The sequence below is a fragment of the Dorea hominis genome, from assembly GCF_014287705.1.
GTDB classification, from domain to species: domain Bacteria; phylum Bacillota; class Clostridia; order Lachnospirales; family Lachnospiraceae; genus Dorea_D; species Dorea_D hominis.
In genome coordinates, this window is record NZ_JACOOY010000002.1 from 94,052 (window position 1) to 108,408 (window position 14,357).

The 14,357-nt window shown below is 43.7% G+C and carries 9 protein-coding genes; 6 read left to right on the plus strand and 3 right to left on the minus strand.

Annotated features, from left to right (window positions below; genetic code table 11):
• Positions 1 to 9 precede the first annotated feature (9 nt).
• Positions 10 to 1,161 carry a double-cubane-cluster-containing anaerobic reductase gene (locus tag H8S07_RS01890; protein WP_118661142.1) on the plus strand — a complete coding sequence of 384 codons (1,152 nt, stop codon included), beginning with the start codon at positions 10 to 12 and terminating at the stop codon, positions 1,159 to 1,161.
• A gap of 95 nt (positions 1,162 to 1,256) precedes the next feature.
• Positions 1,257 to 3,668, plus strand: coding sequence for an ATP-dependent DNA helicase (locus H8S07_RS01895; protein ID WP_330598482.1), 2,412 nt, complete (start codon positions 1,257 to 1,259; stop codon positions 3,666 to 3,668).
• 1 nt (position 3,669) lies between these two features.
• Here the strand turns inward: H8S07_RS01895 and H8S07_RS01900 are convergent, their stop codons facing one another.
• Positions 3,670 to 4,293 carry a GNAT family N-acetyltransferase gene (locus tag H8S07_RS01900; RefSeq protein WP_243059898.1) on the minus strand — a complete coding sequence of 208 codons (624 nt, stop codon included), beginning with the start codon at positions 4,291 to 4,293 and terminating at the stop codon, positions 3,670 to 3,672.
• 22 nt (positions 4,294 to 4,315) lie between these two features.
• Positions 4,316 to 5,221 (minus strand): deoxyribonuclease IV, encoded by a 906-nt coding sequence (locus tag H8S07_RS01905; protein ID WP_117537353.1) that lies wholly within the window; start codon positions 5,219 to 5,221, stop codon positions 4,316 to 4,318.
• A gap of 280 nt (positions 5,222 to 5,501) precedes the next feature.
• Between H8S07_RS01905 and argS the strand changes: the two genes are divergently transcribed.
• Complete coding sequence (argS, locus tag H8S07_RS01910) at positions 5,502 to 7,268, plus strand: arginine--tRNA ligase (RefSeq protein ID WP_118288468.1); 1,767 nt, start codon at positions 5,502 to 5,504, stop codon at positions 7,266 to 7,268.
• 123 nt (positions 7,269 to 7,391) lie between these two features.
• The gene (locus H8S07_RS01915) at positions 7,392 to 8,555 is read left to right on the plus strand and encodes an alanyl-tRNA editing protein (protein WP_021861370.1); all 1,164 of its coding nucleotides are present in this window, start codon (positions 7,392 to 7,394) and stop codon (positions 8,553 to 8,555) included.
• Here the strand turns inward: H8S07_RS01915 and H8S07_RS01920 are convergent.
• Positions 8,530 to 9,423, minus strand: a complete 894-nt coding sequence (locus H8S07_RS01920) for a LysR family transcriptional regulator (protein ID WP_021861369.1) — start codon at positions 9,421 to 9,423, stop codon at positions 8,530 to 8,532. The two genes, H8S07_RS01915 and H8S07_RS01920, sit on opposite strands and share 26 nt — an antisense overlap.
• A gap of 169 nt (positions 9,424 to 9,592) precedes the next feature.
• On the opposite strand from H8S07_RS01920, the gene H8S07_RS01925 reads away from it, so the two are divergent.
• Together H8S07_RS01925 and H8S07_RS01930 are read left to right on the plus strand one after the other, a co-directional pair.
• Entirely contained in the window at positions 9,593 to 10,366 is a 774-nt protein-coding gene (locus H8S07_RS01925; RefSeq protein WP_021861368.1) for a TIGR01906 family membrane protein, read from the plus strand.
• 160 nt (positions 10,367 to 10,526) lie between these two features.
• Positions 10,527 to 14,294: a phosphoribosylformylglycinamidine synthase gene (locus H8S07_RS01930; RefSeq protein WP_118661145.1), complete on the plus strand. Its 3,768-nt coding sequence runs from the start codon at positions 10,527 to 10,529 to the stop codon at positions 14,292 to 14,294.
• Positions 14,295 to 14,357: the final 63 nt, after the last annotated feature.

Genomic DNA, 14,357 nt, shown 5'->3' on the forward strand with positions numbered 1-14,357 from the left:
AGAACAACCATGGAAGTAATTAAAGAACTGCCGGAGGTTTTTGAAGAATTTGCAGAACAGAGAAAGAACTCTTTCCTTGCAGTAAAACAGTTAAAAGATCAGGGAATACCGGTAGTAGGATCTTATTGTACTTATTTTCCGCAGGAGATTGCAATGGCAATGGGAGCTGCAACAGTCAGTCTTTGTTCTACATCGGATGAGACAATTGCAGAAGCGGAAAAGGATCTTCCAAAGAACTTATGTCCGCTGATCAAATCCAGCTACGGATTTGCGAAGACAGACAAATGTCCGTTTTTTTATTTTTCCGATGTTGTAGTCGGAGAGACAACCTGTGACGGAAAGAAGAAGATGTACGAATTAATGTCCGAGTTTAAGGATACATTCGTAATGGAGCTTCCTAATTCGCAGAGTGAAAATTCTTTAAAACTCTGGAAGAAAGAGATCATCCGTTTCAAAGAATATCTGGAGAAAAAGTTTGATGTAGAGATTACAGAAGAACAGATCAGAGAAGCAGTTAAAGTAAATAATGAAGCGAGAAGATCTTTGAAGAAGCTTTATGAGGTTATGCGCCATGATCCGGCGCCGATTTCTGGCTATGATTTATTCAAAGTTTTATACGGAAGTACATTTAAATTTGATCGCAAACAGATTCCTGATGAGGTAAATGCACTTGTAGATAAGATTGAGAAAGAGTATGCCGAAGGTAAAATGCAGGAGAAGAAACCGCGAATTCTGATCACAGGATGTCCGATCGGAGGAGCAACGGAGAAGGTCATCCGTGCAGTGGAAGATAACGGCGGAATCGTTGTTACATATGAGAACTGTTCCGGTGCAAAATCCATTGACAAGCTGGTAGACGAGAACAATCCGGATGTGTATGATGCAATTGCAAGAAGATATCTGAATATCGGATGTTCGGTTATGACTCCGAACCCGAACCGTTTTGAGCTGTTAGGCAGACTGATCGACGAATATCAGGTGGACGGTGTTGTAGAGATGACTTTGCAGGCATGTCATACATACAATGTCGAGACATTATCTGTACGCAAATTTGTAAATGAAGAGAAGCATATTCCGTATATCAATGTTGAGACAGATTATTCGCAAGCAGATATTGGACAGCTTAATACAAGAATTACTGCATTTATTGAGATGCTGTAAGATAGAAATATCGGAAGAGAGCCTCTGGGTTTTGAACATCAAAATCCGGGGGCAATTTTAATCATCATAAGTAGAGTAGTGTTATGGAGTAAGAGATGGATAAGAACATGGAAGTGGCAGAGGAACAGGTGCATATCTCTGTCCGGAATCTGGTAGAATTTATTTTAAGAAGCGGAGATATTGATAACCGGGTGGCGGGAACGGACAAAGATGCCATGCTTCTTGGTGGCAAGATGCACCGGAAGATCCAGAGAAGAATGGGGGCAGATTACCATGCAGAAGTTCCACTTAAGATTGAGATTCCGTGTAATGGATTCACGCTGGTAATAGATGGACGTGCGGATGGAATTATCGAGAATGCATCCGGTATAGTGATTGATGAAATCAAAGGAGTTATGCGGGATCTGGAGCAGATTGAGGAACCGGTTTCTGTTCATCTGGCGCAGGCAAAGTGTTATGCATACATTTATGCCACACAGAAGAATCTGGATGAGATCGGAGTGCAGATGACTTATTGCAATCTGGAGACAGAAGATATCCGGCGCTTTCAGAGTGTATATGCGTATGAAGATCTGAAAAGATGGTTTCTGGATGTAGCCGGGCAATATGAAAAATGGGCAAGATACCAGGTGCGATGGAAGCAAAAGAGAAACACTTCTATTAAGGGAATTGAATTTCCATTTGCTTACCGGGAAGGACAGAAGAACCTTGCGGCATCGGTTTACCGGACGATCGCAAGGAAGAAGAAACTCTTCATTCAGGCGCCGACAGGAGTCGGCAAGACAATGGCAACGGTGTTTCCGGCGGTGAAGGCAGTTGGAGAAGGACTGGGAGAGAAGATTTTCTATCTGACAGCAAAGACGATCACAAGAACGGTTGCATGGCAGGCATTTGATACGTTAAAGGAGCAGGCATTGCGGATGAAAGTGCTGGTGCTTACAGCGAAGGAGAAGACCTGTTTTTGTGAAGAGACTGTGTGCAATCCGGATGCATGTCCATACGCCAAAGGACATTTTGACCGGGTAAATGATGCAGTATATGAACTTCTGACAACTTCCGATGAGATGAGCAGAGAGATTCTGGAAGAGCAGGCGAAAAAATGGAATGTCTGTCCTTATGAGATGAGTCTGGATGTATCAAACTGGGTGGATGCGATTATCTGTGACTATAATTATGCATTTGATCCGAATGCATATCTGCGCCGCTTTTTTGGAGAAGGCAATTCGGGAGAGTATCTGTTTCTGATCGATGAAGCACATAATCTGGTGGAGCGTGCAAGGACAATGTACAGCGCAGATCTATACAAAGAAGATGTTCTGGCAGTGAAGAAGAAAGTGAAGAATACCGCACCGAAGCTTGCAAAGAAGCTGGAAGAATGCAATAAGCAGTTCCTTGCATTAAAACGGGAATGTGAAGACTGCCAGATCCTGAACAGTGTGTCACACGTTTATCTGAAGTTACTGAACCTGGTGACAGAGATGGATCATTTTCTGGAAGACTGCAAAGATGAAACATTAAAGGAAGAAGTATTGGAGTTTTATTTTAAAGTACGGATGTTTCTCTATATTCATGACCGGCTGGATGAGAATTACCTGATCTATTCGGAGATAACGGATGATGGGAGATTCCGAATCCATCTCTTCTGTGTGAATCCGGCAGCAAATCTTAAAGAATATCTGGATAAGGGGAATAGTACGATTTTTTTCTCAGCTACACTGCTTCCCATCCAGTACTATAAGAAACTCTTAAGTACAGGGAAAGAAGACTATGCAGTCTATGCAGAATCACCGTTTGATACGAAGAACCGGCTGCTTTTGATAGGAAATGATGTAAGTACCAAATACACAAAGCGTGGAGAAGACATGTACGAGCGCTACGCAAGATATATCCGGCAGACCGCTCTGGCGAAGCGTGGCAATTATATTGCATTTTTCCCTTCGTATCGTTTTATGGAAAATGTCTGTGATGCGTTTATGAAATTACCGGGAGAGCAGATACCGGCAGTTATGCAGGCGCCGTATATGTCAGAAGAAGAACGGGAGATTTTTCTGGAAAATTTTGAAGAAAATACAGAAGAAGGTCTGGTTGGTTTCTGCGTGATGGGTGGAATTTTCTCGGAAGGAATTGACCTGACAGCGGACCGCCTGATCGGTGTGCTGATTGCTGGACCGGGAATTCCACAGGTGTGCAGAGAGCGGGAACTTTTAAGAGCTTATTTTGACGGGCAGGGAATTTCAGGATATGACTATGCGTATCTCTATCCTGGGATGAATAAAGTCCTGCAGTCTGCGGGACGTGTGATCCGGACAGAGGAAGATGAAGGACTCATCCTGCTGTTAGATGATCGCTTTCTGGATTACAGATACAGAAAAGTCTTCCCACGTGAATGGAAAGACTTTCAAATCTGCAATCTGAACAGTGCCGCAGAAAATGTGAAAAATTTTTGGTCTGCGAGAGAAGCTTCGAAAACTTCCGGGATAAATCCTGAAATTATGAGAGAATCGTAAATTACGATAATTCTTTAAGTACCGGTAAATTTTTAAGTTCCGGGAATGGAATAACCGGTGGCTGTTCGGTGAGGTGTTCGCCTATGTGCTTCTCCATCCAGACCATGTTGTACCAGCGGCCAAATTTATAACCGCATTTTTCAAATTCACCGACAAAACGGTAACCTAGATGTTCATGGAAATTGATGCTGTTGCGGGTTAAGTATTCGTCATCAATCTTCGGGCAGGCAATGCATGCATTCAGATTCAGAAAGCCCTGCTTTTTCAGAATGCTTTCCAGAACGGCATATAATTTCTTGCCCAGTCCCATCTTTCTGGCATCTTTCTTCACATAGATAGAAGTCTCAATTGCCCAGCCATAGGCAGCTCGCGGATGGAAAGCAGAAGCGTATGCATAACCTACGATACTGCCGTTATGAACAGCTTTGATATACGGATATTTTGTCAGCGTATTTCGGATGCGTTCACGAAATTCGTCTACAGAAGGAATCGTATATTCAAAAGTAATTGCGGTTTCCAGAATGTATGGTGCATAAATATCGAGAAGTTCTTTTGCATCATCTTCGGAAGCGGTTTCAATTTTGACGTCAGTTTCTTTGAGGTTTTCGTTCATAGTAGTTTCCATAGTGGCAGTTCTCCCGTTTCAGTTATTTTTCCGCATCGCGCAGAATCTGTTCCTGTACATCCGGGTTGAAATGATTTTCTTTCAACATCTCAATCTCATATTTGTACGGTGCGTAAGATTTCTTCTCCTTGACCTGTGAAGGGATATAAGGCGTCTCCAGTATCTTTGGAACATCGGCAAAATCCGGATGATGCACGATATAGGATAATGCATCAAAACCAATCTCGCCGAAGCCGATATTAGCATGGCGGTCTTTGGCAGCACCGCAGACATTTTTGCTGTCGTTAATATGAAAAACGGCAATACGTTCTTTCCCGATAATATGGTCAAATTTCTGTATTACACCGTCAAAATCATGTGCGATATCATAACCGCTGTCGTGCGTGTGACAGGTATCAAAACATACACTTAATTTTTCATTGTAAGTAACCCCATCGATAATACGTGCGAGCTCTTCAAAATTTCTGCCGATTTCAGATCCTTTTCCAGCCATTGTTTCCAGTGCGATCTGAAGATCCATGTCAGGTGTAAGTACTTCATTTAATCCTTTGATAATCTGTGAAATACCGACATCTGTACCGGCACCGACATGAGCGCCCGGATGCAGGATCAGCACATGGCTTTTGCAGGCCCTCGTCCGTTCGATCTCTGTCCGTAGAAAATTGACAGCCAGTTCAAAAGTTTCCGGCTTTACGGAATTGCCAAGATTAATAATATATGGTGCATGAACAACGATCTGTTCAATGCCCTGTGCATGCATATATTCCCATGCAGCATCAATATTTAATTCGGAAATATCTTTGCGGCGGGTATTCTGTGGTGCACCTGTATAGAACATAAATGTATTCGCTCCGTAGGAGACTGCTTCTTTCGCAGAACCTAAGAGCATTGCCTTGCCGGACATGCCGACATGTGAACCTAGTAACATAATCATACTCCTTTTGTTTTTATTTATATTTGAGGACCATTAAGCCATAAAACTACTCCTGCGCAAGCACATCGTGATTTCAGGCTTTTTGACCCTGGCATTAAATTCTTGATATCGTAACACAAATTGTATTTTTTTACAAGAAGAGAGAGGATTGAGGTTGTTGAGGGGATTGTCTTGTGTTAGAATACATATTATGTTCAGAAGTCTGTCTGGACGTAGATATATTAAAATAGGAAGACTTCTGAAATGGCAAGGAAGAATGAGTAGGAGGAAAAACATGGATAAAATTATTAATCTTGTGGAACAGGAAATTGCCGCAGCCTTTGACAAGGCAGGATATGATCGTGCGCTGGCAAAAGTAACGCTTTCCAACCGTCCGGATCTCTGTGAATATCAGTGTAACGGAGCAATGGCTGGAGCGAAGAAATATAAAAAAGCACCGTTTATGATCGCAGAGGATGTTCTTGCAAATTTAACAGATAAAACATATATTGGAGAGATCGAGGTTGTAAAACCAGGATTTATCAATATTAAGTTAAATGAAGATGCAGTTGCTGCATACTTAAATGATATGAAAAAAGATGAGAATCTTGGACTGGAACAGGCAAAGGAACCAAAGACGATCGTAATCGATTACGGCGGACCGAACGTAGCGAAACCGTTACATGTCGGACATCTTCGTTCTGCAGTTATCGGCGAGAGTGTGAAGCGTATCGCAAGAAAAGCAGGACATAAAGTATTAGGAGATATTCATCTTGGCGACTGGGGATACCAGATGGGACTGATTATCACAGAGCTTCGCAAGAGACAGCCGGATCTGCCATATTTTGATGATGCATTTAAAGGAGAGTATCCGGAAGAAGCACCATTTACCATCGGAGAACTGGAAGAGATTTATCCGACTGCAAGCGGTAAAGCCAAAGAAGATGATGCATACCGTGAAGAAGCATTGCATGCAACATATTTATTACAGAATGGTCATCGCGGATATACAGCAATCTGGAATCATATCATGCATATTTCTGTAGCTGACCTTAAGAAAAATTATGCGAATCTGAATGTAGAATTTGATCTCTGGAAGGGCGAGTCTGATGCACAGGCATACATCCCGGATATGATCGAGCGCCTGAAAAAAGAAGGATATGCCCACATTGATGACGGAGCACTTGTTATTGATGTACAGGAAGAGTCCGATACAAAAGAGATTCCACCATGTATGATCCAGAAATCAGACGGCGCTTCTTTATATGGAACAACGGATCTTGCAACATTAGTACAGAGAACACAGGATTACCATCCGGATCAGGTTGTTTATGTAGTAGATAAACGTCAGGAACTGCACTTTGTACAGGTATTCCGCGCTGCCAAGAAGACAGGGATCGTACCGGAAGAGACAAAACTGTCATTCTTAGGTTTTGGAACGATGAATGGCAAAGACGGTAAACCGTTTAAGACAAGAGAAGGTGGCGTTATGCGTCTGGAGAATCTGATCGCAGAGATCGATGAAGAGATGTATAAGAAAATTACAGATAATCGTACAGTGTCAGAAGAAGAAGCAAAAGAGACAGCGAAGATTGTCGGACTTTCCGCGATCAAATACGGAGACCTGTCCAACCAGGCAGCCAAAGACTATGTATTCGATGTAGACCGTTTCACTTCCTTTGAAGGAAATACAGGACCGTACATTCTGTACACGATCGTGCGAATCAAGTCTATCCTGAACAAGTACAAAGAGCAGGGCGGTAATGTAGAAGATATTACACTTCTTCCGGCAACATCAGACAGTGAGAAAGCACTGATGTTGGAAGTCGCAAAATACAACGAAGTGCTGGAGAATGCATTTGAAGAACTGGCACCGCACAAGATTTGTGCATATATTTACGATCTTTCCAATGCATTTAACCGTTTCTATCACGGAACGAAGATCCTCGCAGAAGAAGACGCAAAGAAGAAAGAAAGCTACATCGCACTGCTGATCCTTACAAAAGAAGTACTGGAAGCATGCATTGACGTATTAGGATTTGAAGCACCGGAGAGAATGTAATTATCTGATATAGCCTCCGGCAGGATTGCAGAGATGCACAGAAGAATATGTCATGCGTTGCATGACGTGTATCTCGCAGCAAGAATGCCGAGGGCATTCTTGAATACACAAGTGAGGAAAAATATGGAGACAGAGAAATTATTTTACGAAGACAGTCATCTGAAGGAGTTTACAGCAAAAGTCATCTCCTGCGAACCATATAAAGAACAGTATAAGGTTGTATTAGATCGCACCGCCTTCTTCCCGGAAGGCGGCGGTCAGTATGCAGACACCGGAATGCTGGATGATGTACGTGTGCTGGATGTACATGAGAAGGAAGGCATCATCTATCATACGACAGAGAAGGCACTGGAAACCGGGAAAACTGTAACCGGTAAGATCAACTGGGAAGAACGTTTTGAGAAGATGCAGCAGCATACCGGAGAACATATCGTATCCGGGCTGGTGCATGAAAGATTCGGTTATAACAATGTCGGATTTCATCTTGGGAGTGATTACTGCACGATGGATTTTGACGGAACACTGACAAAAGAACAATTAAGAGAGATTGAGCTGGCAGCGAACCAGGCAGTCTGGAAGAACATAGACATTGTAGTGACCTATCCGTCCAAAGAAGAGCTGGCAAATATGGATTATCGGAGCAAGATCGAGATTGAAGGACAGGTAAGGATCGTAACGGTTCCGGGGTATGATGTATGTGCCTGCTGTGCTCCGCACGTAAAGAAGACTGGCGAGATCGGGATGCTCAAGCTGGTAAATATGGTAAATTATAAAGGCGGCGAACGTATCACAATGTTATGTGGCGTGCGTGCGCTGAAAGATTACGAAGCAAAAGATGCAAATGGAAAAGAGATCTCCGCACTGCTCTGTGCGAAGGAACTGGAGATTGCAGATGCAGTCCACCATATGAAGGAAGAGCAGACAGCATTAAAAAGCAAAGTGGCAGATCTGTCAGGAAAACTTCTTGCTTACCGTGCAAAAGAGATTCCGGTGGACGTACCGATTGTGACAGTATTTGACGCCGATCTTTCAGGTAATGGACCGCGGGAGCTGATGAATCAGCTTCTGGAAAGAGGAGCGAAGATTGTTGCGGTATTTGCGGGAAATGATGCAGACGGTTATCGTTACGTCATCGGAAGCAGGGAGACGGATGTCCGTCCGATGAGTAAGAACCTTAATGCTTCCTTCCAGGGAAGAGGCGGCGGAAAACCGGAGATGACGCAGGGTTCCCTGAAAGGAAAAGAAGTCGAAATAAGAACATTTATACAGGCTGAAGCAGATGCATAAATTCTACGGCGGCTTTGGAGACTGGTACATGGCTGTTATAAGCCAGTGCCAGTTTTCTTTTTGGAAGTTCCTCTTTCATTTCCAGAAGAAAGAGATCTTCCGGCATTTTGGTCAGGCAGTAATCCGGGATAAATGCAATCCCAAGACCGATGCGGGCAAGGTCGATGAGCAGGTCGTTGCTGCTTAATTCCACTTCCGGAACAAGATCCAGTTGATGCTGCTGGAACAATGCATGCAGATATTCGCTGGTCGTGCTGTTCTTATCCAGCATGAGGATTGGATACTTCAGCAGTTCCTGATAGGACATTTTCCGGCCGCGCAGTTCCTTGAAAGTTTCATCTGCAATAAATACATCCTGAAAGTCATGTATGGTTGTGGACGTGAACATAGAGTCCAGATGACTGTTCGGAAAATTCACTACAATCAGATCGACCTGCCCGCTCCGCAGAAGTTCTACACAGCGGATGGAAGTAGCATTGGTAACTTTGATGTGCGTCCCAGGAAAAGCCTTGTGAAACTGTTCCAGATAAGGAACGAGGAAATACCGGCAGATCGTATCGCTTGCGCCGATGCGGAGCTGACCGATTCCGGAGGAGGCTTCCAATAATTGCGATTCTCCGCGCACGATCAACTGTACGGCAGGCTCAATGTGGCGCAGGAGGATCTCCCCTTCCGGAGTGAGACGGACTTTTTTTGTACTGCGAATAAACAGCGTCTGATTCAGTTTCTTTTCCAGTGTCTTGATGGACTGACTGACTGCAGACTGGGAGATAAAAAGCTTACCGGCAGCTTCGGAGAAGCTTAAGGTAGTCGCTACATAATAAAAAACTTTGTACAACTCAAAATTAATATCTGTTTTGTTATTCATAGATTTTATAAGACCTCCTTATAAATATTGGAATTATTATAAGTGAAAAACAAGTGAATTACAAGAATGGATATGCTAAAATAAGAATAGAGTGTGAAAATACAGATTATTAGAAGAATCAGGTATCAGGCAGGAAGAATCGAAAAAATAAACGGAGAAAACAAGAAATATGAAACGAAATATGATATATACTGTATTAGCGGCAATGTCTATGTTTGCTCTGCTTATCATCATACTGGTGACAAGTATTCAAATTGCCATATACGGTGATTCGGAGTATCATTTTTATCAAAAAGAATATGAGAAATATACGGTCGCGAAAGCACTGGATATGAAAATATCTGATCTGATGGAAGTTACGGAACATATGATGGCATATCTGGATGGAAAGGAAGAAAAACTCTCTGTGGAAGTTCCGGTGGAGGGTAAAATGCAGGATTTCTTCAACAGACAGGACCGGGAACATATGGCAGATGTACAGGTACTCTTTCATAAAGGAAGAATCGTACGGAGATTTGCCACAGCAGTAGCAGCGTTTTTGCTTGCAGTATTATATGTATGTAAGAAATATCTGAAAATAAAAGATCGGCAGACAGCAGGGGTACAGGCAAAACAGTGGCGGTTGCGTACAATCCTTTTTCGAGGATATACGACAGCACTTGGAATCTTTGCGGCAATCGTAGCAGTAATCGCCGCCGCATGTGTCAGAGATTTCTCGGCGACATTTACCTTATTTCACGAATTGATTTTTACAAATAAACTGTGGCTGTTTGATGCGGGGACGGATTATATGATCCGGATGCTGCCGGAAGGGTTCTTCTCGGACATGGCATTTCGGATCCTGCTTACATTTGGCGTGGCTGTGATCATATTGTGGGCTATGCTATTTATATGGAACTGTATGTGCAACCGGAAAAGTTCGTATATGGCTAAGAATAGATAAGTTGTAAAATAAGATATAGCCACACATATTACATAGATTACAAGATAGATTAATAAGATATACTAATAAAAATATTTATGTATATTAATTTTATTAATAAAATAAAATGTGTTACAATGTAACTAATGACTAGTAAAAGAGTACAAATGGAGGAAATTGTATGAGTAGTGTAAGACGAGTTTACGTGGAGAAAAAGCCTGAATTTGCAGTACAGGCAAAGGATCTTAAGCATGAGATCAAGAATTATCTTGGAATCCGTGATATCAAAGAAGTCCGGATTCTGATTCGTTATGACGTGGAGAATATTTCCGATGATACATTTGAAAAAGCATGCAACGGTATCTTTTCCGAACCACCGGTAGATATCTTATATCATAATGCATTCCCGGAGACAGAGAATGCAAAAGTATTTTCCGTAGAGTTCCTGCCGGGACAGTTCGACCAGAGAGCAGACTCTGCAGTACAGTGTATCCAGTTTATCAAAGAGGATGAGCAGCCGGTGATCAAGACAGCGACAACTTACGTGATCGTTGGAGCAGAGGGCGTGATCTCTGAGGAAGAGTTCGAGGCAGTAAAAGCACACTGCATCAACCCGGTAGATTCCAGAGAAGCACAGGAGCAGATCCCGGAGACACTCGTTACAAAATTCGAAGAGCCGGCAGATGTGAAGATCTTTGACGGATTCAAAGATATGGCAGCAGCCGAACTGAAAGAATTATATGCGTCCCTTGGACTTGCCATGACATTCAAGGATTTCCAGCATATTCAGAATTATTTCAAAAAGGAAGAGGACAGAGATCCATCCATGACAGAGATCCGTGTTCTGGACACCTATTGGTCCGATCACTGCCGTCATACAACATTCTCTACCGAGCTTACAGATGTGAAGTTCGAGGACGGAGACTATAAGGCACCACTGGAAGAGACATACAGACAGTATCTTGCAGACCACAGTGAGATTTTCAAAGGCAGAGAAGATAAATTCGTATGCCTGATGGATCTTGCGCTGATGGCAATGCGTAAACTGAAAAAAGAAGGCAAGCTTGAAGATCAGGAAGAATCTGACGAGATCAACGCATGCAGTATCGTAGTACCGATCAAAGTGGACGGTGTAGAAGAAGAGTGGCTCGTAAACTTTAAAAACGAGACACACAACCACCCGACAGAGATCGAGCCATTCGGTGGAGCTGCGACCTGCCTTGGAGGAGCTATCCGTGATCCACTGTCAGGACGTACTTATGTATATCAGGCAATGCGTGTAACCGGAGCAGCAGATCCGACCGTATCTGTCAAAGATACGATGAAAGGAAAGCTGCCGCAGAAGAAACTGGTTCGTGAAGCAGCACATGGATACAGCTCTTACGGAAACCAGATCGGACTTGCAACCGGAGCAGTCAAAGAGATCTATCATCCGAACTACGTTGCAAAACGTATGGAGATCGGAGCCGTTCTCGGAGCAGCACCGAGACGTGCCGTTATCCGTGAAACATCTGATCCGGGAGATATCATCATTCTCCTCGGCGGACGTACCGGACGTGACGGATGCGGTGGAGCAACCGGATCTTCCAAAGTACATACCGAAGAGTCCATCGAGACATGCGGTGCAGAAGTACAGAAAGGTAACGCACCGACAGAGCGTAAGATCCAGCGTATGTTCCGCAGAGAAGAAGTAAGTAAATTAATCAAGAAATGTAACGACTTCGGTGCAGGTGGTGTATCCGTTGCCATCGGAGAACTTGCAGACGGACTGCAGATCGATTTGGACAAAGTGCCGAAGAAATATGCCGGACTTGACGGAACAGAGATCGCTATTTCCGAGTCCCAGGAGCGTATGGCTGTTGTCGTAGATCCAAAAGATGTCGATACATTTATGAACTATGCAGCAGAAGAAAACTTAGAGGCAACAAAGGTAGCTGTAGTAACAGAAGAGCCGAGACTGGTACTTTCCTGGAGAGGAAAAGAGATCGTCAACTTATCCCGTGCCTTCCTTGATACAAACGGAGCGCATCAGGAGACAACGGTTACTGTAGAGATCCCAAGCCGCAAAGATACGATTCTTACAAGAGAAGAAGTAAAAGATGTCAAAGCAAAATGGTTAGAGACATTAAAAGACCTGAACGTATGCTCGCAGAAAGGTCTTGTAGAGATGTTCGACGGTTCTATCGGAGCAGCTTCCGTATTCATGCCGCACGGTGGAAAATACCAGCTGACAGAGACACAGGCAATGGTTGCAAAACTTCCGGTACTGACAGGAGACTGCGATACCGTTACAATGATGAGTTACGGATTTGATCCATATCTGTCTACATGGAGTCCATATCACGGAGCTATTTACGCAGTGACAGAGTCTGTTGCGAAGATCGTGGCAGCAGGTGGAGATTATAGCAAGATCCGTTTCACATTCCAGGAGTATTTCCGCAGAATGACAGAAGATCCGACCAGATGGAGTCAACCGTTCGCAGCACTGCTCGGTGCTTACAATGCACAGCTCGGATTCGGACTTCCATCTATCGGAGGAAAAGATAGTATGTCCGGAACATTTGAAGATATCGATGTACCGCCGACACTGGTTTCCTTCGCAGTAGATGTGGCAACAGAAAAAGACATCATCACACCGGAATTAAAAGCAGCAGGAAATAAACTCGTATGGATGCAGATTCCGACAGATGAATACGACGTACCGGAATATGCAAAAGTAATGGATGCTTACGGTAAATTCACAGACGACATCAGAAGCGGCAAGATCGTATCTGCTTACGCATTAGACAGACACGGAATCGTATCCGCAGTCAGCAAGATGGCATTCGGTAACCGTATGGGTGTTACCATCTGCGACAGCGTAGATGCAAAAGACCTGTTTGCACCGGCATTTGGTGATATTATCGCAGAAGTACCGGCAGATAAAGTAGACGCACTGACAATCCCGTACACGGTGATTGGTGAAGTAAATGCAGATGCCGTATTCGCATACAAAGAGGTAAAACTGACAGAAGCAGATGCAGAAGCAGCATGGAAAGAACCACTGGAGAAAGTATTCCCAACCAACTCCGGAGCAGAAGGACAGGAAGAAGCAGTGAAGAGTGATGTATACAAAGCATCCGATATCCACATCTGCACACACAAGATTGCACAGCCGACTGTATTTATCCCGGTATTCCCTGGAACAAACTGCGAGTTCGACAGCGCGAAAGCATTTGAGCGTGCAGGAGCGAAGACGATCGTCAAAGTCTTCCGCAACCAGAATGCAGCCGACATCGTAGATTCTGTAGATGTATTTGAAAAAGCAATCGCACAGTCCCAGATCATCATGTTCCCGGGTGGATTCAGTGCAGGAGATGAGCCGGACGGTTCCGCTAAATTCTTCGCAACTGCTTTCCAGAATGCGAAGATGAAAGAAGCAGTAGAGAAGCTGTTAAATGAAAGAGACGGACTGGTACTCGGTGTGTGCAACGGATTCCAGGCACTTGTCAAACTGGGACTGGTTCCGAACGGAGCAGTTACCGGACAGAATACAGATGCACCGACACTGACTTACAATACGATCGGACGTCATATCTCCAAGATGGTGTATACAAAAGTTGTATCCAACAAATCCCCATGGCTTGCACAGGCAGAGCTTGGCGGTGTATACACGAACCCGGCATCCCACGGAGAGGGACGATTCGTAGCAAATGAAGAGTGGCTTAAGAAACTCTTTGCAAACGGACAGGTAGCAACACAGTACTGTGATCCGGAAGGAAATGTTACGATGAATGAAGAATGGAATGTCAACGGTTCTTACTGCGCGATCGAAGGTATCACAAGTCCGGACGGACGTGTATTCGGTAAGATGGCACATTCCGAGAGACGTGACAGAAGTGTAGCTATGAATATTTACGGAGAACAGGATCTGAAGATCTTCGAATCCGGTGTTGCATACTTTAAATAAAAGTGAAACTTAGAGTGCAATCTGTTTCACTAAAAGCGAAAAAGAATCAACTAAAATGAAATA

Bases quoted from the DNA above. Each gene is read 5' to 3' on its own strand.
- H8S07_RS01915 (WP_021861370.1), top strand. From the start codon at position 7,392: ATGGAGACAGAGAAATTATTTTACGAAGACAGTCATCTGAAGGAGTTT.
- H8S07_RS01890 (WP_118661142.1), top strand. From the start codon at position 10: ATGGAAGTAATTAAAGAACTGCCGGAGGTTTTTGAAGAATTTGCAGAA.
- H8S07_RS01895 (WP_330598482.1), top strand. From the start codon at position 1,257: ATGGATAAGAACATGGAAGTGGCAGAGGAACAGGTGCATATCTCTGTC.
- H8S07_RS01925 (WP_021861368.1), top strand. From the start codon at position 9,593: ATGAAACGAAATATGATATATACTGTATTAGCGGCAATGTCTATGTTT.
- H8S07_RS01905 (WP_117537353.1), bottom strand. From the start codon at position 5,221: ATGTTACTAGGTTCACATGTCGGCATGTCCGGCAAGGCAATGCTCTTA.
- H8S07_RS01900 (WP_243059898.1), bottom strand. From the start codon at position 4,293: ATGGAAACTACTATGAACGAAAACCTCAAAGAAACTGACGTCAAAATT.
- H8S07_RS01930 (WP_118661145.1), top strand. From the start codon at position 10,527: ATGAGTAGTGTAAGACGAGTTTACGTGGAGAAAAAGCCTGAATTTGCA.
- argS (WP_118288468.1), top strand. From the start codon at position 5,502: ATGGATAAAATTATTAATCTTGTGGAACAGGAAATTGCCGCAGCCTTT.
- H8S07_RS01920 (WP_021861369.1), bottom strand. From the start codon at position 9,423: ATGAATAACAAAACAGATATTAATTTTGAGTTGTACAAAGTTTTTTAT.